The organism is Hyphococcus luteus (assembly GCF_002943565.1).
In the GTDB taxonomy this organism is placed as follows: Bacteria; Pseudomonadota; Alphaproteobacteria; order Caulobacterales; family Parvularculaceae; genus Hyphococcus; species Hyphococcus luteus.
Genome location: NZ_PJCH01000015.1, coordinates 612034 through 637109 on the forward strand (window position 1 = coordinate 612034; position 25076 = coordinate 637109).

General features: G+C 58.5%; 22 protein-coding genes. 4 read left to right on the forward strand and 18 right to left on the reverse strand.

Annotated features, from left to right (window positions below; genetic code table 11):
- Positions 1–55 precede the first annotated feature (55 nt).
- On the reverse strand, positions 56–1498 hold the full coding sequence (locus CW354_RS18915; protein ID WP_104831617.1) for an aldehyde dehydrogenase family protein: 1443 nt from the start codon (positions 1496–1498) through the stop codon (positions 56–58).
- Positions 1477–1773: a hypothetical protein gene (locus CW354_RS23550; protein ID WP_165793774.1), complete on the reverse strand. Its 297-nt coding sequence runs from the start codon at positions 1771–1773 to the stop codon at positions 1477–1479. The genes CW354_RS18915 and CW354_RS23550 overlap by 22 nt, the downstream gene beginning before the upstream one ends.
- Between CW354_RS23550 and CW354_RS18920 the strand changes: the two genes are divergently transcribed.
- Positions 1660–2550, forward strand: coding sequence for a LysR family transcriptional regulator (locus CW354_RS18920; RefSeq protein WP_165793831.1), 891 nt, complete (start codon positions 1660–1662; stop codon positions 2548–2550). The genes CW354_RS23550 and CW354_RS18920 overlap by 114 nt on opposite strands.
- Here CW354_RS18920 and CW354_RS18925 read toward each other — a convergent pair.
- Complete coding sequence (locus tag CW354_RS18925; RefSeq protein WP_133162381.1) at positions 2547–3365, reverse strand: helix-turn-helix transcriptional regulator; 819 nt, start codon at positions 3363–3365, stop codon at positions 2547–2549. The genes CW354_RS18920 and CW354_RS18925 overlap by 4 nt on opposite strands.
- 101 nt (positions 3366–3466) lie before the next feature.
- Between CW354_RS18925 and CW354_RS18930 the strand changes: the two genes are divergently transcribed.
- A complete protein-coding gene (locus CW354_RS18930; protein WP_207764923.1) occupies positions 3467–4000 on the forward strand; it encodes a VOC family protein in 534 nt (177 codons plus the stop codon).
- Positions 4001–4030: 30 nt separating this feature from the next.
- Here CW354_RS18930 and CW354_RS18935 read toward each other — a convergent pair whose 3' ends face one another.
- Positions 4031–5221 carry an alpha/beta fold hydrolase gene (locus CW354_RS18935; protein WP_104831621.1) on the reverse strand — a complete coding sequence of 397 codons (1191 nt, stop codon included), beginning with the start codon at positions 5219–5221 and terminating at the stop codon, positions 4031–4033.
- A 37-nt stretch (positions 5222–5258) separates the two neighbouring features.
- Complete coding sequence (locus CW354_RS18940) at positions 5259–6443, reverse strand: FAD-dependent monooxygenase (RefSeq protein WP_104831622.1); 1185 nt, start codon at positions 6441–6443, stop codon at positions 5259–5261.
- A gap of 127 nt (positions 6444–6570) precedes the next feature.
- Here CW354_RS18940 and CW354_RS18945 point away from each other — a divergent pair, with 127 nt between their 5' ends.
- Entirely contained in the window at positions 6571–7374 is an 804-nt protein-coding gene (locus tag CW354_RS18945; protein ID WP_165793832.1) for an IclR family transcriptional regulator, read from the forward strand.
- On the opposite strand, the gene CW354_RS18950 is transcribed toward CW354_RS18945, so the two are convergent.
- Positions 7371–8861: an aldehyde dehydrogenase family protein gene (locus CW354_RS18950; RefSeq protein WP_104831624.1), complete on the reverse strand. Its 1491-nt coding sequence runs from the start codon at positions 8859–8861 to the stop codon at positions 7371–7373. The genes CW354_RS18945 and CW354_RS18950 overlap by 4 nt on opposite strands.
- A 95-nt stretch (positions 8862–8956) precedes the next feature.
- Here CW354_RS18950 and CW354_RS18955 point away from each other — a divergent pair, with 95 nt between their 5' ends.
- Positions 8957–10564: a GMC family oxidoreductase gene (locus tag CW354_RS18955; protein ID WP_104831625.1), complete on the forward strand. Its 1608-nt coding sequence runs from the start codon at positions 8957–8959 to the stop codon at positions 10562–10564.
- A 15-nt stretch (positions 10565–10579) separates the two neighbouring features.
- On the opposite strand, the gene CW354_RS18960 is transcribed toward CW354_RS18955, so the two are convergent.
- The 12 genes from CW354_RS18960 to CW354_RS19015 form a co-directional block, all read right to left on the reverse strand.
- On the reverse strand, positions 10580–11437 hold the full coding sequence (locus tag CW354_RS18960) for a p-hydroxycinnamoyl CoA hydratase/lyase (protein ID WP_104831837.1): 858 nt from the start codon (positions 11435–11437) through the stop codon (positions 10580–10582).
- Between the two features lie 110 nt (positions 11438–11547).
- Positions 11548–13671, reverse strand: a complete 2124-nt coding sequence (locus tag CW354_RS18965) for an acetate--CoA ligase family protein (RefSeq protein ID WP_165793833.1) — start codon at positions 13669–13671, stop codon at positions 11548–11550.
- A 2-nt stretch (positions 13672–13673) separates the two neighbouring features.
- Entirely contained in the window at positions 13674–14456 is a 783-nt protein-coding gene (locus tag CW354_RS18970; protein WP_104831627.1) for an HpcH/HpaI aldolase family protein, read from the reverse strand.
- Between the two features lie 107 nt (positions 14457–14563).
- On the reverse strand, positions 14564–15916 hold the full coding sequence (locus CW354_RS18975) for an MFS transporter (RefSeq protein ID WP_104831628.1): 1353 nt from the start codon (positions 15914–15916) through the stop codon (positions 14564–14566).
- Positions 15917–16024: 108 nt separating this feature from the next.
- On the reverse strand, positions 16025–16480 hold the full coding sequence (locus CW354_RS18980; protein ID WP_165793834.1) for a MarR family winged helix-turn-helix transcriptional regulator: 456 nt from the start codon (positions 16478–16480) through the stop codon (positions 16025–16027).
- A 64-nt stretch (positions 16481–16544) separates the two neighbouring features.
- Positions 16545–17570: a uroporphyrinogen decarboxylase family protein gene (locus CW354_RS18985; protein ID WP_104831630.1), complete on the reverse strand. Its 1026-nt coding sequence runs from the start codon at positions 17568–17570 to the stop codon at positions 16545–16547.
- Positions 17571–17632: 62 nt separating this feature from the next.
- Positions 17633–18529, reverse strand: coding sequence for a DUF6282 family protein (locus CW354_RS18990; RefSeq protein ID WP_104831631.1), 897 nt, complete (start codon positions 18527–18529; stop codon positions 17633–17635).
- 41 nt (positions 18530–18570) lie between these two features.
- Positions 18571–19479: a cupin domain-containing protein gene (locus CW354_RS18995; RefSeq protein ID WP_104831632.1), complete on the reverse strand. Its 909-nt coding sequence runs from the start codon at positions 19477–19479 to the stop codon at positions 18571–18573.
- 239 nt (positions 19480–19718) lie between these two features.
- Positions 19719–20450, reverse strand: coding sequence for an SDR family NAD(P)-dependent oxidoreductase (locus CW354_RS19000; RefSeq protein WP_104831633.1), 732 nt, complete (start codon positions 20448–20450; stop codon positions 19719–19721).
- A 67-nt stretch (positions 20451–20517) separates the two neighbouring features.
- On the reverse strand, positions 20518–22149 hold the full coding sequence (locus CW354_RS19005; RefSeq protein WP_104831634.1) for an MFS transporter: 1632 nt from the start codon (positions 22147–22149) through the stop codon (positions 20518–20520).
- Positions 22150–22723: 574 nt separating this feature from the next.
- Positions 22724–23509 carry a hypothetical protein gene (locus CW354_RS19010; RefSeq protein WP_165793835.1) on the reverse strand — a complete coding sequence of 262 codons (786 nt, stop codon included), beginning with the start codon at positions 23507–23509 and terminating at the stop codon, positions 22724–22726.
- Between the two features lie 19 nt (positions 23510–23528).
- Entirely contained in the window at positions 23529–25055 is a 1527-nt protein-coding gene (locus CW354_RS19015) for a LamG domain-containing protein (RefSeq protein WP_165793836.1), read from the reverse strand.
- Positions 25056–25076 lie beyond the last annotated feature (21 nt).

Here is a 25076-nt window from a genome sequence, read left to right on the forward strand (position 1 = left end):
CCTTTCCGGCACCGAAGCGAAATCAAACGGTAGAAGGTTTATATTTTTCAATTGCTTATGACACGGATGAGGACGGGCGCCGCTGAAAGGCGGCCTCCTTCATGATATTGACGACTTGCGCCTGCGTAAATTCCCACATGCCCGCCTCGCCGAGTTCAGCACCCATGCCGGATTGACGCGCCCCGCGGAAAGGCACGGAAGGGTCTACAGACTGATGCCTGTTGATCCAGACGGTTCCGCTATCGATGCGCTCGCCCAGCTTCACGGCGCGCGCAATATCTCTGCTCCACACGCTCGCCCCCAAGCCGAATATGCTGTCATTGATCCGCGCCAGCGCGTCCTCCAGATCGGCATATTGCAAAACCGGCAGCACAGGGCCGAACTGTTCCTCCTGAACAACAGGCGCATTGTCGGGAATATCCTTCACGATCGTCGGCGGAATGAAATATCCCCTGTTGCTGCGCGGCGTTTCGCCTTGCGTAAGCTTTCCCTGTTTGTCGCAATCGCCCAGCAAAGCCTTCAGTTTTCGAAACTGCGCCGCATTCTGCACCGGCCCCATATCGACGCCGGGGTCGGCGCCATTGCCGACCGTTGACGATTGCGCCGCTTCGCTCAGGCGCTCGCAAACTTCATCATAAAGCGCCTCCGGCGCATAAACGCGTTTAATCGCCATGCAGACCTGACCAGAGTTGGTCATGGCGCTGCGGTAGATTTGCGGAATCGCTTCTTCAAGATCGGCGTCATCAAGAATGAGCGCCGCATCATTGCCGCCAAGCTCCAGCGTCACCCTCTTGAGATCCGGCGCAGCGCTCGCAAACACTTTGCGCCCGGTCGCCGTTGACCCCGTAAAGGAAATCTTGGCCACGTCCGGATGGCCGGTCAGCGCCGCCCCGAGATCGTTGTCATCGCAGATCACATTAAAAACCCCAGACGGCAGAATATCTGCGCAAATCTCGCCGATGCGGAGCGTCGTCAGCGGCGTCGTCGGGGCGGGCTTTGCTACAACGCAATTTCCAGTTATGAGCGCCGGCCCTAATTTGTTAGTCAGCAAAATGACGGGAAAGTTCCAAGGCGTGATCGCAGCCACGACGCCCAAGGGCTTGCGTTGCTCGTAAATCAACTCGCTTTGCGTTTCGCGAAAAATCCGTCGCGGCATGCGCTGCTGCGCAAAATAGTCGAGCGCATCGCATGCGCGTGAAATCTCCATTCTTGCAAGATTCAACGGCTTGCCCTGCTCAGCCGTCAGCACTCTACTAAGCTCGTCGAGCCGCGCCCTTATCGCAGCGGCCGCCTCGCGCATCAGCGCCTCACGCTTTTCGACAGGCGTTTGCGCCCAGGGCGGAAACGCGGACTTGGCGGCTGCGACCGCTTCATCCAACTGCGCAGCGCTCGCCGCCGGACAGCGAGCGATAATATCTTCCGTAGCTGGATTGACGACGTCTATTTCCCGATCGCCGCGAACCGCCCGCCCGCCGATCACCAGTTTGAATTCAGCCACGCTTCCTCCTTTAAGCCGCCCAAGCAGACGAACCGCCGTGACGGCGTCGCAGACGAACCGTTTTGTAATGCAGCTTTGCGGAGCGTTTTTCCCATGTCCGGTTTTGATACATCCAATTCTTTGTTCTTGCCCGACCAATATCCATGCGGTATTGGTTCCGAATGGAACTCAGGCATCTCCGATATTTCCGCACAGTCGGTCGAGAAGAACATTTCGGCCGTGCGGCGAAAATCCTCAACATCGCTCAACCCGCCCTGACTCGGCAGATCCGCCATCTTGAAGAGGAGCTGGGCGTGCAGCTTTTTGAACGGCTGCCACGCGGCGTGCGGCTTTCGTCAGCCGGCCGGGCTTTCCTCAGCGAAACCGAAAGCATCCTCGCCCAGGTAGAGCGCGCGATTGAAAACACACGCAGCCATGCAAGCGGCCATTACGGATCGCTGCGCGTCGGCTTCAGCGAAATCGCCTCCGCGCATCATGACATCCCGAGCAAGCTACTCGACTTTCGCCTTTCCGAACCCAATGTAACCCTGGACTTGCTGCCGATGGGCTCGCGCAATCAGATCGAAGCGCTGAAAGACGCAAGGATTGACGCCGCCATTGTCTACGACACCCACACGACAGACGCCGATCTGGAAGTGCTCGACTACAGCGACATCGCAGTCAGCGACATCTCGCTCGCTCTTTACCAGGGGCATCGGCTCACAAAATCGAAAAAGATCTGGATGAAGGATCTCGACGGCGAAAGATTTCTCTGGCCGATCCGGAGCGCCATGCCGCGTTATTACGACGTCCTGACCCAGGCCTTCAGCGTCCACGGCGTAACGCCGGAAATTGTGCAGGAAACGGCGACAAATTCCATTCTTCTAAGTCTCGTCGCCGCCGGCATGGGCCTGGGGTTTGTAGAGTATTCCGAGAATCGTTATCAGTCAGGCAACATCATACTGCGCAAAGTTGAAGATCTGGGCATCTCTTTCAACATAAGAATGTTATGGCGCAAATCGGATGATTCATCCGCTCTCGACCTATTTCTAAACGCCATGGCGCCGGATTAATGGCCTTGAACGGCGGTCCCTGGCTTAGGGATCGCCGCCCGCCCCATCTCGAAAAAGTCTCTCAACTGCCGTTTGCTTTCAACTTTCAGCTTCATGTAGGCGCGTTTGCGGTAAGTGACGACGCTCGAAAAGGCGACGCCGCACCGCTCTGCTATTTCGGCCTGCCCTTCCCCGCCAGCGAGACTGGCGGCCACTTGCGCCTCGCGCTCGCTCAGCCCCCGTCTTTTCGCCTTTTCGACCATCGCGCGATAACATTCTGTATACTGATCGGCAATCACCGTCATGGATAGCTCGCAATGTCGCTTTACCGCCGCCATCAGCGACGGGCCGGCGGCCGCAATGCGGCGCCTTTCTTCCGGCGTCGCAAAGCCTCGCGATCTGGCGCGATAACCGGCGGCCAGATGCGAACCATTACAGAGATTGAAGAGGGCGAGACGCTCTATGACGCCGGGCCTGTCATAACAATCGCGGCGGTAATCCACGCTCGCAATCTCTGACGCAGTGGTTTGCAACAACGCAACATCGCCGGCTGACAGCGACGCGCCCTTTTTTTGCAGCGCCACGTCCACCCGCCAATAACGCGCCGCATAAGCGGATGACGCCTCGACGGCGAAATCCGGAATTCGCGGATGAATTCCTTCGGCGAAAACAACGCGCGGCCCTTTATCGCCCGCCAGATCGAAGACGGCGCAATAATCGCAACCCGCGAGCTCGCGATACGCCGACAGAACTTCACCGGGAAACTCACGCCTGCCTATTTCTGGAATGAGGCGCGCGGTTATGTCGAGCACAGGCGCAGAGACATGAAGGGTCATCTTGTCCCCCAATATGGGTGATGGAAAAGCGCCCCCCTGGTTCTTATGTTATTCGCAAAGGCGATCCTGGGCGCGCGCCGCGAACCGCAAGGGAGGATATTTTGGTTGACACGATTCCCGCTCTCAACGGTCTTTATCATTTCGCTTATCCTTGCCGCGACGCTGACGAGACCCGGCATTTTTACGAAGACATCCTTGGCCTGCCGCTGGTGAATTGCATGACTTCGGAAAAAGTGCCGAGCACCGGCGAAGAAACGCCTTATGCGCATTTCTTTTTTGAATTTGGCGACGGCTCTTACGTCGCCTTTTTCGACCTTCCCGATTACGAAAAACCGGCGCCGTCGCCAAACACGCCCGCTTGGGTTCAGCACTTCGCTATCGAGACCGCATCGAAAGAAAATGTCGAGTTCATGCGTCAACGGCTGATCGACAACGGCGTTGAAGTGTTGGGTCCTGTGGATCACGGTTTCGTTTACTCCATTTACTTCTTCGACCCGAACGGCTTGCGCCTTGAAATCGCAACGCGCACTGAAGGGCCTGGCGTTCTCGCCAAGGCAAGGGCGGAAGCGCCCGGCCAGCTCGAAGAATGGTCGCGCCGGAAAGCCGCCTTCATCGATGAGCAGGCCGGCTCCTGAATTGAGAACGACCCGCCTGTAAGAGGCCGCTTACGCCTCCAGCAAGTTTTTCTCAACGCTCCAGCTCTCGACCGTATCGAGGCATTGCTTCAACAGCTCCGGCTGGCCGACATAATAATGCGTAGCGCCCTTGAGTTGCAGGTAGCTTTTATCCGGCGTCGCCAGCGCGTCCCGAATGATCGGATTATGCGTTGCCGGCACGGCGTCATCCGCGGTGTTTTCAATCTGCAGAACCGGCGTGCGGTGAATCTTTTTCGCATTGGCCGGCCCTTTGGCGTTCGAGAGATCGTAGCTCCACTGGCTCAGCCATGACCGCAACGTCGAATAACGCGCGAGTCCCACCGGGCCCACATTCACAGCGCGAGGATCGCCCATATAAGACCAACCAGGCTTGCGATCATTCGGATCGACGCTCGGGTCGAACCAGCGCACGTCGCACATGGTCCGGTGTACGACAAAGGCGCGCTCCATCTCGCCTGTATCCGCCTTGCGCAAGGCTTCGAGCTTTTCTTGACACCACTGGGTGATCTTGCGGTTGCGCGCAATCTGCGCCTTGCGGAAGGCGGCGATGAACTCCGCATCATAAGGGGGCTGCGCAGGACAATCGGGGGAATAGATGTCGAATGCCGGATCGCGCTTGTCCGGATCGAGTTCATCGATGACGGAAGGATCGATCCATTCGGTGAGGGTTTCCGCGCGCGACAGATGCGCGGCGATAAAAATCACGCCATCGGCTGGCGTCAGCCCTTCAACGGTCAGATCGACGTCATCCCCCGCCGGCGTTTGGGTGATGGTGGGGTTTTCGGCCTGCGCCTGATAAAATAGCGACAAGGAGCCGCCGCCCGACCACCCCACAAGCACGACCTTCTCATAGCCAAGCGTTTCACGCGCATGGCGCATCCACCGCCCAAGATCGACGGCCACTTTCTCCATAATGAGGGCGCTGTCATTTTTGGCGTAACGGCTCGCCGGACAAAGAACATGCAAACCCCGGTCGGCGAGCGCTGTGGGCATCGGCAAAAGCTGTAATGTCGACGTCGGATGCATGAACACATAGACCGTCTTGGACGGACGGTCCGACGCGCGCAGGAGTTGTCCCTCGAGATTGACCTTTCCTGAATTGCCCGCAAATCCATAGGTCTCCGTGAATTTCGGATTCTCCGCAAAGGAAACGATTTGCGGGATGCGCGTCCATTCGGCTTTTGAAACTGACTTTGCCATTTGCTTTCCGATATTCTTGTTTCGTGAGAGCGTCGTTTCAAACCGCAGCGTTGACGGCGTCATATTCGAACAGCCAGTCATAGCGTTCGCTGACGAGATCGGGCCGCCATTCACGATCGACATAAGCCTGCGCGCCCTCGACGGTCGCGAGCGCCGGATTATGGAAACGCTCGGTATTCTTGGCCGCGCCGCGAACCATGCGCGACGTGCGTTCAATCCGGGCGTCTTCATACGCTTTCAAAGCCTTTTCCGGATTTTCATAGGCCCCGAGCGCGCGCGCCAGAATAAGGCCGTCTTCAATCGCCATCGCCGCGCCTTGTGCGAGGAAAGGCAGCGCCGGATGGCAGGCGTCTCCGAGCAACGTAATACGGCCTTGCGTCCAGGTTTTCATTGGCGGGCGCGAAAACAGCGCCCAGCGAAACGGCTCGTCAATGTTCTGAATATATTCGTGTACGTCGGGATGCCAGCCGGGATAATCGGCGTGATATTCCTCAACGGTGCCCGGCTCGGACCAACTTTCGATTTTCCATTCCTGGTTTTCAACAACGCTGGTGAAGTTCATTAGCTTACCGGGCCGAAGCGGATAGTGAATCACATGGCCGCCGGGGCCGATCCAGTTGGTGCCGATCGGCCGTCTCAACCGTTCCGGCAGCCGCTCGAAAGGAATGAGCCCGCGCCAGGCGACAATGCCGGTGAAATCGGCTTTTCCCTCGCCGAAAAGCTGCTTTCGCATGGCGGAATGAACGCCGTCAGCGCCGATGACGATATTGCAAGCCACAGACGGCTGGTCATCGAAGTGAAGCGTTACCGACGCGCCGTCTTGCTCGGACGAGTTGAAATGATGATTGAGATGAATGGCGTCAGGCTTCACCGCGCGGACAGCGTCGACCAGCGCCGAGTGAAGGTCGCCTCTGTGGATCGTCACATAGGGAAATCCGTATCGCTCTACGGATTCCGCGCCGAGATCGAACAATTTCCAGGTCTGGCCCGTATTCCAGAGCCTGACTTCCTTGCCTTCCGGCTGAAAGCCCACAGAGACGACCCGGTCCAAAATCCCGAGATTATCGAACACCCGCGTGGCGTTGGCGGCGATCTGGAGGCCAGCCCCCACCTCCTTCAATTCATGAGCCTGCTCGTAAACCTCAACGTCAAACCCCCGGCGCAGCAACGCCAGCGCTGCGGTCAGGCCGCCGATTCCAGCGCCAATAATGCCGATTTTCATCTCGCCCAAATCCCTTCCAACATTATTTAATAATATCAAATTATATTCGTCTATGACGAACTTTGCAATTCTCTGGCTATCGACAGGCAACAGGGACGCGTCTAGCGTCCCCCGAAAGGGAGAATCGATGGACGCGGAAACCGAAAATGAAGGGCAGAAACGGCGGCGGATTCGTTCGATCGAGGTGGGATTTCGGGTGATCCGGGCCATGCTTCTGGCGGACGGCCCGATGCCGCTGCGTGATCTCGCCGCAGAGGCGGGCATGGCGCCGAGCAAGGCTCACCTCTATCTCGCCAGCTTCGTGCGGGAGGGGATGGCCGTGCAGGACCCGGAAACGGGTCATTACGGCCTCGGACAGTTCGCGATCCAGCTTGGGCTGTCGGCGATCCAGCGATTGTCGATCGTCGACGAGGCCCGAAAATTCCTACTCGATCTGTCGAACAGCACTGGCTGCGGCGTCTACCTCTCACTCCTGAGCGAGCGCGGTCCTTCCATCGTTTCAAAATCCGACGGTTTCCGGAACGGCGCCCTCTCAGTTCGGCTGGGTTATGTCCTCCCCTTGACCGATACAGCAACGGGACATGTCTTTCTCGCGCACCTTCCCGAACCGCAACGCATCGCGCTTCTCGATCAGGAATATGCAAGGCCGCAACCGGAGGACCGTCCCGACTATCTTTCCCGCAAGGAAGTCGAGACCTATCTTCCGAAAATCCACAAGCAGGGCTATGCAACGACCCATGGCAATGTGAACGCCAATTTCGTAGCGGTCGCAGCGCCGGTATTCGATCATACAGGCGGCATCGCCGCCGTCTTGACCATTCTTGGTCCGGACAAATATCTCAAAGGCGCGGAACATAAACGCTGTATTGAAAGCCTTTGCTCGGCGGCGAGCGAGCTATCCAGCCGGATGGGCGCCAGCCAAAGCGTTTAGTAAGCCATCGCAACGGATTTTATCTCCGTATACGCGTCAATGCCGGCGCGCCCGTTCTCCCTGCCCCAGCCCGAATGCTTGAAGCCGCCGAAGGGAAGCGCCGGGTCGAGCCCGCCGCCATTGACGCGTACGGTGCCGGCCTTCAGCTTGCGCGCAAGGCGATGGGCCGCGGAAAGATTGCTGGTCCATATGACCGCGCCCAAACCATAGTCGCTCTCATTCGCCTGCACAGCGATTGATGAAAGTTCATCGTCATCGAAGCGCATGGCGCAAAGGACCGGCCCGAAAATCTCCTCGCTGACCACGCGCATTGTAGGTTTCGTATCCACGAGCACGGTCGGCGGTACGAAATAGCCGTCCCCTTCCGGCGCCTCACCCTTCGTCAGCCGGCTGGCGCCTTGTTCGAGGCCGCTTTTTACATAACCGAGAACCCGGGTTTGCTGTTCTTCGGAAACGACCGGCCCCATTTGCGTGGTGGTTTCAAGCCCCGATCCAAGTCTGATCTTGTCCGCATAGTCCGCGACGCCTTCGACCAGCCGGTCAAAGATGCTGGCGTGGGCGAAAAGCCGCGAGCCGGCGTTGCAGATCTGGCCGGCGTTGGTGAAAATGGAGCGCGCGGCGCCCGTAATCGCTTTATCGATGTCGGCGTCGGGCATGACGATCACCGGGGTCTTGCCGCCAAGCTCAAGCGTTACGCGTTTGAAATTCCCCGCCGACGCCTTGATGATTTCGCGCCCCACCTCCGTCGACCCCGTAAAGGTGACCTTGTCGACGCCGGGATGGGCCGTCAGCGCCGCGCCGGCTTCAACGCCGTCGCCGGTCAGAAGGTTGAACGCGCCATCGGGGAACCCTGCTTCCTGAACGAGATGGGCGAGGCGCAACGCTGTCAGCGGCGTTTGCTCGGCCGGTTTCAATATAACGGCGCAGCCCGCCGCCAGCGCGGGCGCCGCTTTCTGGACAGCCATGGCGAAAGGCGTGTTCCATGGAACGATCTGCGCAACGACGCCGACCGGCTCGCGGACCGTGTAAGCGTGCCAGTCGCCGGGTCCTGAAAGGCTGATCGTCTCGCCAGTCAGCTTGGTGCACCAGCCGGCGTTATAGCGAATCGACTCGACGGCGTACGGAATGTCGAAGTAACGTGACTCGTTTATAGGTTTTCCGTTGTCGAGCGTTTCGAGCGTCGCAATTTCATCAATATTCGCTTCCACCAATTCCGCCAGACGAAGAAGCAGTCTCGCCCGCTCAGCCGGCTTCATCTCGAAGAGCGGGCCTTCCAGCGCCGCGCGCGCCGCCTTCGATGCAAGATCAGCGTCTTCCTCGCCGCCTGCCGCGACAGTCGCCAGGACCTGTCTGGTCGCTGGATTGATGCTGTCAAAAGTCTTGCCGGACGCAGCGTCGCGCCAGGCGCCGCCAATCAAGAGCTGGTGTTTCGAAGCCGCGAATGTCTGCGCTTTTTCGAGGGCGGCGGCGCGAGCGGTTTCGTCCATGACAATCTCCCTGATGACAAATCATATAATTCGTTTATATCAAATCACATGTGTAATTGTACAATTTTTTCTGATTAGCAAGCCCGGACAACGATGTGAAGCAGTATGACTATATAATTGTCGGCGCTGGCTCTGCGGGCTGCGTGCTGGCGAGCCGTCTCAGCGAGAACCCGAAAGTCGAGGTGCTTCTGCTCGAGGCTGGTGGCTCTGACGCCAATCCTCTTTTCGCGATGCCTCTGGGCTTCCTCACGGCTGCGCGGAATCCGGCCATCGACTGGGGGTATGCGACCGAGCCGGAGCCGCATATGAACGGCCGCGTCCTGCCCCTTCCCCGCGGTAAAATCATGGGCGGCTGCTCAACCGTCAACGGCATGATCTACATGCGCGGCCATTCGCTGGATTACGACGGCTGGCGTCAAATGGGCTGCGCCGGCTGGGGCGCCGATGACGTTCTTCCTTATTTCCGCAAAATGGAAAGCAGCTGGCGCGGCGGCGGAGAGCTGCATGGCGGCGACGGACCTTTGAGCGTGCAGCGGGTCGACAGCGAACGGCTCGGCGGCGACCCGGTCTGGCGCGCGGCGAAAGCGGCGGGACACGATTATGCGCCCGACTTCAGCAACGGCGCGCTCGGCTATGGCGAGTGCGAGGTCACCGTCAACACGCGCGGGCGACGCGCAAGCGCCTCTCGCGCCTATCTTGGGCCCGCAGCCTCGCGCGCGAACCTAACCATCGCCAAAAACTCAATAGCAACGCGCATCCTCATCGAAAACGGTCGCGCGACAGGTCTTGTCTATCGGAGCAACGGCGCGGAGAAAAAAGCGCTCGCCGCACGTGAAGTGATCCTTTCCGGAGGCTCCTATAATTCGCCGCAACTTCTGATGCTGTCGGGCGTAGGTCCCGCCGGCCACCTGCAAGAGATGGGCATTGAGGTTCGAAAAGACCTGCCCGGCGTCGGGCGCAATCTTTCCGAGCACCCCTGTCTTTATGCGGAATATGAAACCCATGAGTCGGTGACATTCCTCAATGCGTTGCGCCTTGACCGCCTGGCGCGCTCCGTCCTCGCCTGGGCGATTAGCGGCAAGGGACCGATGTCGACGCAGATCTGCAACTGCGCGATCATGCTCAAAACGAGGCCGGAACTGGAGCGGCCCGATATTCAGCTCATGATCCTGCCGGTGAGGCTCGACGCGCGCCCGTGGATTCCGGGCGTCGGCCAAAGGCAGGCCCATGTTTTCTCCATCATGATCATTCACCTGCATCCGGCAAGCCGCGGCAAGCTGACGCTTCGCTCCGTCGATCCCCTGGAGAAACCGAAAATCAGTCTCAACCTTCTTTCAACGCCGCAGGACTTCGCCGATGTGCGCGAAGGCGTCGCCGCTGTTCGCAAACTGTTTTCAACATCGCCTCTGGCCGAAATGATTTCCAAAGAACGAAAACCCGGCGCGTCAATCGCCGATGAGGGCGCGCTTGATGATTATATCCGGAACAATCTCGGCATTACGCAGCATCCGGTCGGCACCTGTTCCATGGGCGTTTCAGAGGAGGCGGTCGTCTCCCCTCGTTTGTGCGTTCGCGGGATTGACGGCTTGCGCGTCGTCGACGCCTCCGTCATGCCCACGGTTCCCAGCGGCAACACCAACGCCGCCGTCATCATGATCGCCGAGAAGGCGGCAGACATGATCCGCGAGGATCACGCCTGCTGACGCGAGAAGCCCGATCTATTCGCGGGTGTAATTGCCGTGACCAGGGCGGAAGGATTTCTCGTCGAGGAACTGCTTCAGTCCTTCCTGCTTGCCTTTTTCCGGATCCACAAAAGCAAGCTGGTCCATTTTGGCGGTCAGATATTCCGCCGCCTGCTCCCAGTCCATGTAACGGGCGAATTTGTACGCCATGCGCGCCTGGCGCAAAACCGTGGGGTTCTTTTCCAGCAGGATTTTGGCAAGTTCGCGCGTTCTCTCCACCAGCTGCTCCGCGGGCACGGCCTCGTTCACAAGGCCCAGTTCTTTCGCCCGCGCGCCCGTGAACTTCTCGCCGGTCATCACATAATACATCGCTTCACGGTCGCCCATCAGCGTCGATATCGCCTTTGAGACAACGCCGCCCGGAATGACGCCCCAGTTGATTTCCGACAATCCGAACACGGCCTTTTCGTCCGTAACCGCAAGATCGCAGCAGATGAGCGGCGTGAAGGCGCCGCCGAAACACCAGCCGTTCACCATGGCGATGGTGGGCTTCGCATAGTGCATGAGTGTGCGCCACTGCCAGGCGCGGGTGGAGCGATAGGCGCGATGGCGATGCACGTCCGATAGACCGTCCGTTGCACGGAAGAAATCCTTAAGGTCCATGCCTGCGGACCAAGCGTCGCCAATGCCGGTGAGAACGATCACGCCGCACCGGTCATCGACTTCAAGCGCATCGAAAATCTCGTTCATTTCCTCGGCGAGGCCGACGCTCATTGCATTGCGCTTTTCCGGCCTGTTGAACCGGACCCATGCAATTCCGTCCTCGAAATCGACAATCACATTATCGCCGCCAGGAAGATTGTCGGCGTGCTTGTATTCAGTTTTTTCCGTCATGATCTTTTCCCTTTCCTTCATCCGGCTAATGCGGGTCCTCTCTTAGCGAGCGGCCTTTATCAGCCAGACTGATATTGAAATTAAAATTACGCCTGCATTTGGCACCTCTGTTATTTCCCTTTCACGATGAGCGCATCGAGAGCCATGGCGCCTTCGCCGTCAGCGAAAAGCATCACCGGATTAATGTCGACTTCCGTTATCGACGGATCGGCGCGCATCGCGTCTCCCAACAGCACAACGATTTCCGCGAGAGCGTTAACGTCACGCGCCGGCTGTCCGCGGAATGCTTTTAAAAGACTTGCGCCCTGCATCGCGCAGATGCGCTCTACAGCCTGCTTATGGGTTATGTCGGGCGGCATGATCTCAACGGCTTTCAACGCCTCGATCCAGACGCCCCCAAGCCCCGCGAGAACGACCGGCCCCCATTCCGGATCCCGTTTCGCGCCGACGACCATTTCAAGACCCGGCTTTGACATTTGCTCAAGAAGCACGCCCTCAAGCTCGGCGGTTTTCGACGCCTCGGCGATATTCGCATGAAGCCTGTCCCAGGCGGCTTTCAACTCAGCCTCATCCTTGACGCCGACGATGACGCCGCCGATGTCGCTCTTGTGCATCAGCGTGGAGCCATGCGCCTTGATGACGATCGGATAACCAATCTCCGACGCCTTGGCGCAAGCATCGTTCACGGAACTGACAAGGCCGCCCTTCGGAACCGGAACGCCGAGCTTTTTCAGCCACGCCTTGCCGTCATATTCCGAAACGGCGCCCGCGCCTTTGAGCAACGGCAGGCCTTCAGGCGCCGCCCTCCGGCCTTCCGCCGCCTCGCGCGCCTTGGCGAAGCCATGCACCGCCGCCATGGCGCGGATCGAACGGTCCAGCGAGCGGAACAGCGGAATCTCATTGTCCCGCACGATGGTCTTGAACTCGTCATCGAGGGCGGACTGATCGCCGGTAATGGTCAGAACCACCGGCTTGTCGGTCCCCTTCATAACCGGCGCCAGAGCTTCCGCTTTCGCCCGCTGCTGGTGCGGTCCGCCGCCGATCATGGCGTACAAGATGGAAGCGGCGTTGTCGTCCGCCAGCAGCGCGGCCGCCGTATCGGTATAGACGCCGGCGTTCGAGTAGCCGGCGGTGCCAAGATCGAGCGGAAGGTCGATTTCCATTCCAGCCGGAACCAGAGACTTGAAAAGCTCCAGCGTCGCCGCCGACGGGGTCGCCAACGGCAATCCGACATCTTCGATCATGTCGAGAGAAAGACCTCTTATGGCGCCTGAATTGGTGACGATGGCGGCGTCTCCAAAAGGCGATTTCGGAAAACGCTGCAGGATCACCGTCGCGTCGAGAAGCTCGTCCATGGTTTCAACAAGGACGACCGCCTCCTTCTCGACTGCCGTCTTCATCATGGCGTAATCGCCCGTCAGGGCGCCCGTATGGGATTGCGCAGCCTCTCTGGCGCGCGCGCTGCGGCCCGGATGCAGCATGATGATGGGCACGCCCTTTTCACGGGCGCGCCGCGCCGCGGCGAGAAAGGCTTGAGGATCGCGGATCTGTTCGATGTAAAGCGCGACCGCGGCAACGCCCTCCTCGATCACATAGGAAACGAAATCCGCCGCATGCAGGACCGCCTCGTTGCCCGTGGTGATCATGTGTGAAATGGAAAGGCCGCGCGCGCGGAAAGCATCCCGCACGCTTGTCGCGGTCGCCCCGCTCTGAGCGATCACTGCAACGCGCCTTGCGCCTTTCGCGCTCATCGTGTCGAAGCTTTGCCCTTCGAACGTCGCAGAAAATCCGTCGGCGTAATTGATGAAACCAAGGCAGTTCGGCCCGATGAGCGCCAATCCGTTTTCACGGCAAAGGGCGGAGATCGCCTCCTGTTCCGCACGGCCTGCTTCGCCTGTTTCGCCGAAACCGGAAGCGAACACGACAGCCCCGCCGACCTTGCGCGCGGCGCAATCCTCCAGCGCCTGACGGATTGCGGCGTGCGGAATGTTCAAGATGACTGCGTCGGTTCCCTCAGGAATGTCGCGCAGCGACTTCACGCAAGGACGGCCGTTGATTTCATCGCGGCGGGGACTGACAAGGGTCAGCGCCCCGTCAAAACCCGAAGCCTGAACATTCCCCAGGACCGCGCCGCCGATGGACTTCGGGTCCGGCGAGGCGCCGGCGATGGCGACGGAGGATGGGTTAAGAAGCCGGCGCAAATCAAAACGCGGTGCGGAACCGGAAACGCTCATGGTCAATCTTCTTTCTGACGATAAGGACTGAAATTGGCCGCCGCCGCTTTCAGCGCATTTTTGTACATGGTGAGATCCGATTGCCATGCGATATATTTGACGCCGCGCTCCACATAGGATTTCAGCTGATCGGGATTGCCGACCACAGCGCCGAGATGTTTGCCGTGACGGACCCCGGCTTCGATCACCTTGTCGACAGCCGCCTGCACGTCAGGATGGCCCGCCTTTCCGGGATGGCCGAGCGACTGGCTTAAATCGCCTGTCCCAATAAACAGGACGTCGAGATGATCGATCTCGCAAAGCGCCTCGATCTCATCGACCATCTCTTTATTTTCGACATGCACCGAGACCACGGTTTCGCGATTGGCGCGCTCCACATATTCGTCGACATTAAAAAAGGCGTAGCCGGCGGCGCGGCATCCCGGCGCCCACCCTCTTCCGCCGATGGGATGATATTTGGATTTGTGGACAACCTCCCGGACCTGATCGGGATGTCGCAGCGAGGGCACCTGAACGCCGCTGGCGCCGCTGTCGAGCGCATGAAGGATGTTCGCCTCGCTGGCGTCCTGCGTGCGGATGATTGAGCTCATGCCCGCCCGCTCGCAGGCGCGGATCATGGTTTCGACGTCCGCATGACCGAAGGTTGAGTGTTCGCAGTCGATAATCAGAAAATCGAACCCGGCGAATCCGAAAAGCTCCACCAGATTTGGAGAGTTGAACTTAAAGAATGAACCAAAAACCGTCTCTCCGCGGTCGAGCTTTTTTTTGATGCAGCTGTTAAACATGATGGGGTTCCACGTAATTGCGTTGCGCGATATTCAATATCAGCCAGACTGATATAGGAAACAATGTCAGCCTCGCCTTACCTTCATTATTGCACATCTCCGGTGAATCAGGCGGTCGCTTGTTCGGCTTCTTCGTCAGCCGTCAGCCGCCCGCCCCCGGCCAGCAGCATGGTAAGCGCGGGAATGACGGAAATGACCGCAAATACAGCGAAGACGGACATCCGGCCAAGCCCGGCGCCGACAAGCAATCCGCCCAGCATCGGCCCGAGGATCGATCCGACTCGTCCCCAGCCGACAATATAACCGACACCCGTATTGCGCATTTCCACCGTGTAGATGTTGATCGCTACGAGGAAGACGCCGGTATAAGCGCCGACCGTGAACATGGTCATGACGCCTGCGGTCGTCAGCAGCAGCCAAGGCGCCGGCGGCGCCATGCCGAAAAAGATCAGCGCCACGGTGAGCAACGCAAAATAGGCCGCCGTCAGCTTCACATTGTCGAACCATTTGGTCAGAATGGCGATGGAGATGTGACCGACAACGCCGAAAACGCCGTTGAGCACGCCCACATAGCTCGCCATAACCGGTGTCAGTCCCGCATTCACCAGCACCTGCGGCTTCCAGTTCATCAGGAAGTAGCCGACAATGGCGTAAGCAAAGGACGCCACCCAGATCAGGATCGTCTGGGTCCGCATTCCCTCCGACAGAAGCAGCGCAAAACTCGGCTTTCCTTTTGTCTTGACCTTTTTCGGCGGCAGCGCGTCCAGCTGCGTGAAATTCAGCTTTCCAAGCACCTTGTTGATCCGCTGAAGCGCGTTGCGCGGCTGCTGGCTCGTAAGATATTCCGGCGATTCCAGCAGGAAAAAATATCCAAGTATCAGGACCACGCAATTAAGGACCCCGCCGGCCACAAAGATGTAGCGCCAGCCCAGCGTATCCAGCACGTTCGCCGCGACGAGGCCGCTGAGCGCCATCCCGATCGAAAATCCGGTGTGCAGACTAGCAATGAGCAGATTGCGCCAGCGTTCATTGCTGAACTCGGACACCATCACATTGAGGCTCACAACAAGCGTCCCAAGCCCCAGCCCCATCACGAAACGCAGGGCAAGGATTACCCAGATGCTGCCGGCAATTGCAGAAAGCCAGTGCACCACCGTTATAATAGCGACCGCCGCCAGGATGACAGTGCGACGGCCAACGCGGTCGGCCACGGGCGCGACAAAAAACGCGCCAAGCGCCAGACCGACCGATGTTGCGCTGAACGCCAGCCCCAGAATTTCCGGAGACACCGACCATTCCTTCGTCAGCTCAGGCGCCGCGAGTCCGAGCGAAAGAACGTCATAGCCCTCCGACATGTTGATCAGACAGCACAAGCCTACGACCAAGAATTGCAGCAAGCTCATGGGCGATTGCGCAATGACTTCGCGCGCGGGGTTATCGCTCGCCTGATCATCTCTCATAAGGCGCTCCAATATTGCGGCCGCAGAGAACGAACTGCAGCGGACTTAAGGGAAAAATACGAAAACATGGTGCGGCACAGCCCTGCGGCGCGTCTGCAACGCCGGGCGTCAGTCCATATTCCGCAAAAGCCGGAACAGGCTTGCGCGAAATTCGTCGCGCTGCTGCTTTGAGAACGACCGAAACAGCAGTTTCTCGAGTTTCAACGCCTCTTCCGAACAGTCGCGCAACGTGCGGCGGCCGGCGCGCGTCAACGACATCTCGAGGACGCGCCGGTTTTCCGGAGACACGATCCTCTTGATGAGGCCGAGCCCCTCGAGCTGGGCGATCTGCTTGTTCATGGTCTGCGGGCGCACATCGAAAAGCCGTGAAAGCTCCGCCGAAGACAGATGGCTGTGATGATCTATTTCCGCCAGCACGCGAAATTGCACCGCAGTGACGCCATAGGGTTCGAGCGCCGCGCCGAGACGCATCGACGACTTCAGCTGTACGTGTTTGATCAGATAAAGAAGCAGCGGTCCCTCGGAAAATTTCGGGTCCGCCGTCTTTTTCGCAGCGCCGCTCATGTCGCCTCTTTGGCTCAAATCGAGGCGAGTGTCCATAGAAACAATGAGAGCCGAACCGCATCATTCAGGCCAGCTCCGCCCGAACGATCTTCGCCCCTTCAGCCATCGCCTTCATTTTCCCGAAGGCGGTTTCATGCGGGAGATATTTCAGGCCGCAGTCAGGCGCGACGATCACATTGGCTGCGGGGACGACTTCAAGCCCCGCGCGGATGCGTTCGGCCACCGTTTCCGGACTCTCAATCTCCGGATCGCTGAGATCGAGCACGCCCAGAATAACTTTTTTGTCTTTCAGCGGCGCTAGCTCTTTCGGATTGAGATGGCTTTGCGCCGTCTCCACCGAAACCTGATCGATCCCGGTTTCCGCCAGTTCGCCGAGAAAATGATACCCTGTAGCTCGTTCGTCATGAATGATCGCCGCATAGCCGAAACAGATATGGAGCGCCGTTTCGCCTTTAACGCCGTCCAGAGCGCGCTGCAGCGCCTTCACCCCGTATTCGCGCGCCTTTTCGGGCCGGGCCTGCATATAGGGTTCGTCAAGCTGAACGATGTCAGCCCCGGCCTCGAACAGATCCTTGATTTCTTCATTGAGCGCCGCCGCATAATCGAGAGCGAGCGCCGCCTCATCTTCATAATGATCATTTTGCGCCTGCTGGCTCATAGTGAAGGGCCCGGGCACGGTAATCTTTATTTTTCTGTCCGTATGGGCGCGAAGAAATTTTACGTCCTCGACCTGCACCGGATATTTGCGCCTGATCTTGCCGGTAATGCGCGGCACCGGATTGGGATGGCCGCTGCGGTCAAGCGCGGTCCCGTGATTTTCCATATCGACGCCCTCAAGCGCCGTTGCAAATCTATTTGAATAACTTTCCCGGCGCATCTCCCCATCGGTGATGATGTCGAGGCCGGCCTGCTCTTGATCGTGAATCGCCATGATGGTGGCGTCGTTTTGCGCCTCTTCCAGCCATTGCGGATCAACCCTCCACAATTCCTTGGCGCGCACCCGGGGCGGGAAACGGTCCTGCAGCCGTTTCCGGTCAATCAGCCACTCCGGCATCGCATAAGAACCAACCAAGGATGTGGGCAAAAGCATTAAATTCAACTCCCTTTAAGTTTTGTCTTGAGCGCGCGCAGCATGCTCCCGGCTCGATCCGATCAGGCTCCCTCAAGCCCCATCAGCCGCGCGGCGTTGCCGCCGGTCATTTTGCGCACTTCTTCTTCGCTATGGCCGAGATCGAGGCACATATTGATGACGTAACGCAGGCCTTCGACGGGCGTCGGATTACCCTCCTGCCCCAGGTCCGAGCCGATGATCGTGTGGTCGACGCCGCCGGCCTCGATCAATTCGCCAAGACCTTCGAGCGTGTATTTGCCGCTCTTGTTTTGAACGCCCGCCCACATGCAGCAGGAATGCTCAAGCATGGCCCCCATGGCGGCGAGCTCGCTGATGTCCGAAAGGCTGCAGCCAATAAGAAAAGTCGGGTGGTTTACCAGAAGGCGCGTCACGCCGCGCGCCTTGGCTTCATCGAACAACGGCCAGATTTCGGATATGTGCAGATGGCCCGCCGAAAGCACGCCGTCATATTTGGCGATGATGTCGAGGATCGTCTTGACCTCGTCGACAAGTTCGCCCGTATCCGTGACGATCGTCAGCGCTTTCGGCTTCAACATTTCCTCTTTGGTCGCAAGGTAATTCTTGCGATGCGAATGACGAATGTGATTGGCCGCTGAAAAAGTCGGCATCCAGACAAGCCGGGCGTTCAGCTTGAAGCCGTGGTCTACGGCATAAGGATTGAGCCCGCCGACCGTATTGTTGAGCGGAACGCCCGACAGGAGCTCCACCTTGAGCGGCATTGTCTCTTTCAAGAGCTCGACGACAGGCGTGACGGAATAATAATGATCCTTGAAGAGAATGGCGCGCAGCCCCGCTTCTTCCGCCTGTTTGATCGCTTCGACATGATTGAGCCCGCGCGGCATCACGGACGGGCCGCTGTGACAGTGCAAATCGATGGCGCCGGTCATCAGGCGGTCAATCTGTTCTTCACGATTCATTTGTTGCTCCACTCATTGAGGAATCGCCATTTGAAGAGCGATCAATCGCCGAAGTCAGGCATCGGATAATCGTCCGCGTTCAGCACCCATCCTTCACGTTCGGAAAAATCCCGCCTCGGCGGGCAAAAGGCGTCGCACAGCCGGTTAAGACCGTCCGTCATGCCTGCGGATGTGTGGGTGGCCGGCGGCGGGATGACGCAAACCGAAGGCGCATTGCAATAGGCATGCTCATCTTCGCGCCATGTGGTCATGTCATGCGTCCATGGCCAACGCAGGTGATGGGTGAACTCTCCGGCGAGCGCGATCGAATATTGCTCGAAGTCGTCATGATGATGCGGCGAAACGTTTTTCGGATCGCGTTTGCCGACCCGGCCGTCGCCGAAATTCACCATGACCGTCGAGCCGCGATAAAGACGGCCGAAACGCCCCTCTTCACGCGGCACGGTTCCGGAATAAGCGCGAATGCGATGCCCGCCGACCGGCTCGGGCCAGGCTTCAAACGGCGCCACGTTCGGGTCTGGCTCTTTATAATCGCCTTTGTTGGGACATTTTTCGACGAGATCGGCTGACTGCGTGGTGATGAGACGCCAAATGGCGCCGTCGTTTTTCGTTTCGATTTCGCTTTCGCCCGGCGGAATGAAAACCACGGAAGGACCGGAAATTGTCTGTTCCTCTCCGTTGGCGGTGACTTTCACCGTCATTCCTTCAAAGGGAAGCAGAAGAGCATATTCGTCCGGCTGATTTTTGCGCGTAAAACGTCCGCCAGCCTTCGCCTCAATGTAATTTACGATGAGCGTTTGCCCGCGGCAGAGCCAGGAGGCGCCGTTTTCATCGCTTTCTACAGGCTTTTCATTATAGAAAAGCCCGTAAGACGCCGGCTGAAACGGCGTTCGCATTTCCGGCTGTTTATTGGAAACCAAAGACGCACGAAGGTCATTCTTACCATACATGGCGGTCTTAAATACTCCTCCCGGCCGACTGGCGGCGGCCTATGTTCTTTTCTTTGTGACGGCGGCAAAAACGCCATTCCGCATTTGTTGTTAGGGCGACCTTAGGTCCCCCGTCAGGGCGGGTCTAATTCTTTCTGGGAGCGCCACCCATAACCCGCAGGCATAAAAAAGCGACCGATCCAGCAATAATATTATTATTGACGAACGCCGGCAGGGAAGCGCCGCCAGTTGCGCCTCTCCTATCCGCGGCCCAGGAACGGGACCCGCACCGGCAAAATCACCGTATCAAGCAGCGTCATTTCCGGCGGCAGCCCACACAGATAAACGATCAGATCGCCGATATGCGCCGGCTCGAGGCGGTCGGGCGAAGGTTTGTCGCTGAACCCCGGCGCCAGCATCGATCGTGTGGCTCCCGGATGAATGGCTGCGGCCGTGATGAGATCGTCGCGGTAATCGAGCGCAATCTGCTTGGTCATTCCCTCAATTGCGAACTTGCTCGCCGTATAGGCCATGGAATGCCCCCGCGGAATTTTTGCGGACAAGGAGCCGATATTGATAATCCGCCCTCCTGTTCCGTTTTCTTTCATCAGGCGTATCGCCTCGCGCGAGAACAGGAAATAACTGGTCAGATTGGTGTCGATCACTTGCCGCCACCGCTCTGTGGTCAGCTCGTGGACCGGCGTTGCATCGGCCATGCCCGCATTATTGACCAGTATATCGGGAGCGCCGAACGCTTTCAGGCAGGTTTCGAATACGCCGACGATTTCAGATTCCTTTGTTACATCTGCGGGCGCGGCAAGAGCGCGCTCGCCCTCTGCGGTTATTTCCTGTGCAAGGTCTTCAAGCTTGTCGGCGCTGCGCGCCGTGACGATGACCGACGCGCCGGCGCGGGCCAGTTGCTGCGCGATTCCGCGGCCGATGCCTGTGCTGGCGCCGGTGATGATGGCGGTTTTACCCGTCAGTTTTGACATAAATGCTCTCCTCCGCGAATTCGTTTTGCAAAATGTATAGCTGTCATGCGGCGTGAATGAGGATCAGCTAAGCGGACTCCATCGCCGGCCGCACAACGACGCTGATGAAAACCTGAACGGAATCAGGCCCACGGTGAAGAGCATGGAGCGCTTCGATAATCTCGCGGTCGGCCACAGTCATCCGTGTACGATAGTTCAGATAATCCGCCCAGGTCTTCACCATAAACCGCATCCGCCATGCACTGGGGTTCTCGACGCTTCGCGTGAGAGTCCAATTGCGAAACCCTATTCTGGCATGGCTTTGCGCCAGCTTCGCCATCTTTTCGAGGAAGAGCTCGCGATCCGCATCGTCAATGGAGAACTGTATCTCCACGACAATAGGCCCGTCTCTGGGTGCAAGCGCCTCGGCCGGCCAGCGGAGTGGCAACGGGTCGCCCGGCTGAACAGCATCGCCCGAGGGAAACGAAACCGGCGCTAGCAATGAAAGCCCGATCGCCAGACAGAAGACGCCCGTCGCGACCCCCATGACGGCTGAAGTGTCCATATGCGCGGCGAGAACGCCCCACAAGATGCTCGAGCCGGCAAGGCCGCCGGCGGAAAAAGAGAAGTAACTGCTGAAAACTCTCGCAGCGGCCCACTGAGCGCTATGGAGCTGGCCGATAATGTTCAACAGCGTGATGGAGCCCATATGAGCAAGACCGACCAGATAAAACCCAAACATGGAAAGGCCCGCCACAGGCGAAACCGAAACGATCCCGCATCCTGCGGCCCCAATAGCAAGCAAACCGTGCAATAAAGCCTCTGCCCCAAAATTTTTTCGAATACGTTCAATCAAAAGCGCGCCGGTAATGGAGCCGAAACCGAATGCGGCGAGCAGTCCGCCGTAAGCGGAGGCGCCGGCCCCCAGAATGTCCGTAGCGATAAACGGCGCAAGCGCAGCCATAACACTCGTGCAACAGCTCACGATCAGCGCCCGGAACTGACAATTTAGAATAACCGGCGAATTGATTATATAACGGACTCCCGATCCGACGGCGTCTCCAAGCCGTTCCCTGTAGGACCGGTCCGTTTTTTCAGGCGGACTGAACAGTGAAACGCCGATAATGGGAAGCATGGCGAAAAACGGCGCTACGAATCCCGCCGCCGTGCCCGCCGCAGCGATGAGCGCGCCGCCGATCGCGGGCCCGACGCTGCGCCCTATATTGAAACTGATCGAGTTCAGCGAAATCGCCTGGGGCAATTGTTCGTGCGGCAGATATTGACGGATCGACGTCTGCAACGCGGGAATGAAGAACGCTTGGCCGCTTCCAAGTGCAAAACACAAAAACAAGATCGCGAGCGGCTGCAGCAAAGCCCCTCTGTCTCCCATCCATGCGGCGAAACTGGCCAGCGCCATGACTAATCCCGCAATAAACATGATGCGCCGCTTCTCAAAGGTGTCGGCGACAGGCCCTGACAGAAAGCCAAAAAGCAACACCGGCAGAAGAAACGCCGTCTGGACCATGGCGACCCGTTCAGGATCGTCCGTCATGATTTTCATTAACCAGGCGGCGGTCGCCACCATGATGTGAATGCCGAGATTTGAAGAAAGCGATGCAAGCCAGGTTCGACGGAACGACGCATTGCACAAAACATGGGCCGGCGCTTCGCTAGCGCCCGGGGGAAAGTCCGACCCGGAATTGTTCACAATAGCCGCCATTCTCCGAAATGTTTTTGCGCGCGGCCGTAACGCGCCCCGCCTTACGCCAGCCGTATAGCGCCGGCACTTTACGACTAAGCTTTTGCTTCATGAGAAGAACAGGTGACAAGAGACCAATTAATTCAGAATTGCTATCAATAGACTTGAAAAACGGTATCAAACGTTTTCTGACGGCAGATATTAAATGAAAATGCGAATTACCGGCGGACGGTTTGCAGAAATGCACAATTATAATCAGTGTCTGCTTGCTATCACGCTTCTAACGAGAGAATGCGGGCAACATTCATTTCAAAACGCCGCCCGACATTCCGGGCATCCGGCCTTACGGATCAAAAGGGCCCGACGAATCAGTCAGAACCGCACGGCAATCTGTTAATCAGCGGGCCACTGGTTCGAGTCCAGTTCGGGGGGCCATTTCATCAAAACGTAAATTCACCGCAAAATATAAATTTAAACGTCCGGCGCTAGCCAAGCTCCCAGCTCTGGTCGTCGCGGTGCTGCTGCGCCAAAAGCAACAGCAAACGTGACCGCCGCCGGCCTGAAAAAAAAGCCTACGCGCTAAGCATTGAAATGTTCACCGCCATTTCTCTGGAAGGGCGCCGACGCGCTCCATGCGGTCGTAATTCATGTAGCGGGACGAGATGGACATTGAGACGGCCTGTCCATCGGCGCCGGTCTGAAACTCAACGCGCACCGGCTGACCGCCGGAGTTGACCCATTGCTGTTCGAACCGCATGTCGGCGAGAGATTTCATGTACCAGGGGGCGACGTCGCCCCACATGGCGCCGACCATCAGATAGCCGTCCGGAATCGGGCGATCCGGATTGCCGTTGTCCGCCGGCGCAACGAAGAGTTTGCGGTTGTCGCTGTCCGGAAGGGCGTAGAGACCGTAGAAACGGTCGAGATCGCCGCGCGGCTCGCCAAGGGCGTAGTCTTCAGGCGGCGCATTGTTGTCGGCCGCCTGCGCCGCTTTCTCCTTGTCGACTTTGTTTATCGTGGCCTGGTCTTCGGCCCGATCCAAAAGGCCGGCGAGAAGCTGTTGGGCCATGGCCTCGTTGCCCTGGTCGCAGAGCTCCGCAGCCATGTCGCGCGCCCTCCGAAAGGCCGTCTTTTCCGCTTCCGTCAGATCGCTATCGCTGGCGAGACGCGCGTCGAGCGCCTCAATCTGTTCGGCGCAGCCGGCATCCGCCGCCGCCAGGCGCAGGGGCTGGGCTTCTTCCCGGGGCTCCTGCGGCGGCGCCTGTTCGGCGGCTTCCCCGCTGTCGTTCTCTGAACCTTGTGCGCGCTCGCCGCAGGCCGGCAGCGCCAGACAGGTCGCCGTCAGGAACGCCGCTATTCCAATCGATCTCGCAATGCGCATCATTTTCTCCTTTGACTGATTACTTCTCTTCATAGACGCCTTCCACCTTGCGGCAGACAAGTTCGAGGCCGGTAACGGACGCCTTTCCAAGATTATTGACCGTGTCGTACCGGATGCGCACGCCGGAGGCGACTTCCACACCTTTGTCGCAGCTCACTAGCTCTTTCCATTCGCTGCATCGTGGCAAGATCGTTTCCTGCGTATCCACATCCTTGAATGCAATAACGTTCGCATCTTGATCGACAACAACGCGCACGGCGCTGGATTGAAATCCTTTGACGCGGTTGTTCTGCCGGCCGTTCTGGCACACGCGCAGGGATTGAAGATAATAGCCCGTCTCATAGTCCGCCAAAAGACGCGCGCCCTGTGCTCCAGGCGCGTCAACGGTGATGCCGGATGTTAAGCATTTCGAAAACTCCTGCCGCTTCTTCTTTCCCGCGTTCGGAGTGAAATCGAAATTTCCAGGCGGTTCGGAACTGATCGCAACTTCGCAAGGCGCTTTCGCCACGCTGTTGTCTTGTTGAATTCGCAGCGCACGCACCGGAACCGATTGAAGATCCAGCATCTCTGTCTGTTCTGCTGAATCCCCGGAAAGCTTGGAAATACTATACTCGTCCGACAGGCGCAGACCAGCGAGCTTGCGGTTGTCGTCGTTTTGCCGATCGTCAGAGGACGATGCTTTACTGGTCTCTTCGCCTTCTCCTGCTTCGGCGCTGTCGCCGGAGTCTGCGGTTTTCTGTTCTTCAGTTTCCACCGGCGGCGCAGTGTCGCCCAGCGGGGCCGGGCTTTCGGCGGTGCGCAGCGACTCCACCTGTCCCGGCGTCAGCTTGCCCTCATAAATCCGCAGATCGTCGATCGCCGCGTCTTCGGCGACCTGATAGCCTTCGAGCGTCAGAGCGCCGATGACGAGATACCGCTTGTCTTCCTTCTCGTTGTCTGTGGGATGTTCCAGAAGCGGCTGGTTGCGGCCGTTGGCCGCGAGGTCCGCCGGGTCCATATCCTGGTCCGGAAAGTCTTGAGGTTCTCCATCAACATAAATGCGCACAGATTGTTCATCATAGTCCCAGACGGCGGCGACATGGGTCCAGACGCCGACTTTCAGCTTCTTGCTGTGGCGCGGTTTGGAACGCCCGGCGTTGGTGCGAATGTCTTCATTATACAGCCCCATCCGCGGCGCGCCGGACTTGCTGCTTCCGGAAGAAAAAATATAGCCGCCCGAAGCCGCGCGATCGAAACCAAGCTTGACCCAGGCGCTGGCGCTGAGCTGGCGGTAGGTGTTGAAGTCGATGTCGAGTTCGGCGGCGATCACCGCGGATTCGAACCGCTCACCGAATTCATAAGCCTCGCCATATTTGCCCTCGACCGATGTGAGCTCGCCGCCGCTGACATTTATCACTTCGGTGGGAATGCCGCGCGCCGCCTCGTCCGGCGCGCCGTCGAATGGAAAATAGGCCAGCAGTTCGGTTTCGGCATGCGCCGGACCGGCGATAACGAAGGCCGCGGCGGCGGCCAGCGGCAAGCGTGTGTTCGGAAGCCATGCAGACATATCAACTGCCTTTCCGCCCGG

What these genes read in the sequence shown, in the direction of transcription:
- CW354_RS18980 (WP_165793834.1), bottom strand. Translation starts at nt 16,480, where the DNA reads ATGAGCGGCGCTGCGAAAAAGACGGCGGACCCGAAATTTTCCGAGGGA.
- CW354_RS19010 (WP_165793835.1), bottom strand. Translation starts at nt 23,509, where the DNA reads ATGCGCATTGCGAGATCGATTGGAATAGCGGCGTTCCTGACGGCGACC.
- CW354_RS19000 (WP_104831633.1), bottom strand. Translation starts at nt 20,450, where the DNA reads ATGTCAAAACTGACGGGTAAAACCGCCATCATCACCGGCGCCAGCACA.
- CW354_RS18920 (WP_165793831.1), top strand. Translation starts at nt 1,660, where the DNA reads ATGGAACTCAGGCATCTCCGATATTTCCGCACAGTCGGTCGAGAAGAA.
- CW354_RS18945 (WP_165793832.1), top strand. Translation starts at nt 6,571, where the DNA reads ATGGACGCGGAAACCGAAAATGAAGGGCAGAAACGGCGGCGGATTCGT.
- CW354_RS18970 (WP_104831627.1), bottom strand. Translation starts at nt 14,456, where the DNA reads ATGTTTAACAGCTGCATCAAAAAAAAGCTCGACCGCGGAGAGACGGTT.
- CW354_RS18940 (WP_104831622.1), bottom strand. Translation starts at nt 6,443, where the DNA reads ATGAAAATCGGCATTATTGGCGCTGGAATCGGCGGCCTGACCGCAGCG.
- CW354_RS18990 (WP_104831631.1), bottom strand. Translation starts at nt 18,529, where the DNA reads ATGAATCGTGAAGAACAGATTGACCGCCTGATGACCGGCGCCATCGAT.
- CW354_RS18975 (WP_104831628.1), bottom strand. Translation starts at nt 15,916, where the DNA reads ATGAGAGATGATCAGGCGAGCGATAACCCCGCGCGCGAAGTCATTGCG.
- CW354_RS18950 (WP_104831624.1), bottom strand. Translation starts at nt 8,861, where the DNA reads ATGGACGAAACCGCTCGCGCCGCCGCCCTCGAAAAAGCGCAGACATTC.
- CW354_RS18960 (WP_104831837.1), bottom strand. Translation starts at nt 11,437, where the DNA reads ATGACGGAAAAAACTGAATACAAGCACGCCGACAATCTTCCTGGCGGC.
- CW354_RS19015 (WP_165793836.1), bottom strand. Translation starts at nt 25,055, where the DNA reads ATGTCTGCATGGCTTCCGAACACACGCTTGCCGCTGGCCGCCGCCGCG.
- CW354_RS18925 (WP_133162381.1), bottom strand. Translation starts at nt 3,365, where the DNA reads ATGACCCTTCATGTCTCTGCGCCTGTGCTCGACATAACCGCGCGCCTC.
- CW354_RS18935 (WP_104831621.1), bottom strand. Translation starts at nt 5,221, where the DNA reads ATGGCAAAGTCAGTTTCAAAAGCCGAATGGACGCGCATCCCGCAAATC.
- CW354_RS19005 (WP_104831634.1), bottom strand. Translation starts at nt 22,149, where the DNA reads ATGGCGGCTATTGTGAACAATTCCGGGTCGGACTTTCCCCCGGGCGCT.
- CW354_RS23550 (WP_165793774.1), bottom strand. Translation starts at nt 1,773, where the DNA reads ATGGCGGATCTGCCGAGTCAGGGCGGGTTGAGCGATGTTGAGGATTTT.
- CW354_RS18995 (WP_104831632.1), bottom strand. Translation starts at nt 19,479, where the DNA reads ATGTATGGTAAGAATGACCTTCGTGCGTCTTTGGTTTCCAATAAACAG.
- CW354_RS18965 (WP_165793833.1), bottom strand. Translation starts at nt 13,671, where the DNA reads ATGAGCGTTTCCGGTTCCGCACCGCGTTTTGATTTGCGCCGGCTTCTT.
- CW354_RS18985 (WP_104831630.1), bottom strand. Translation starts at nt 17,570, where the DNA reads ATGCTTTTGCCCACATCCTTGGTTGGTTCTTATGCGATGCCGGAGTGG.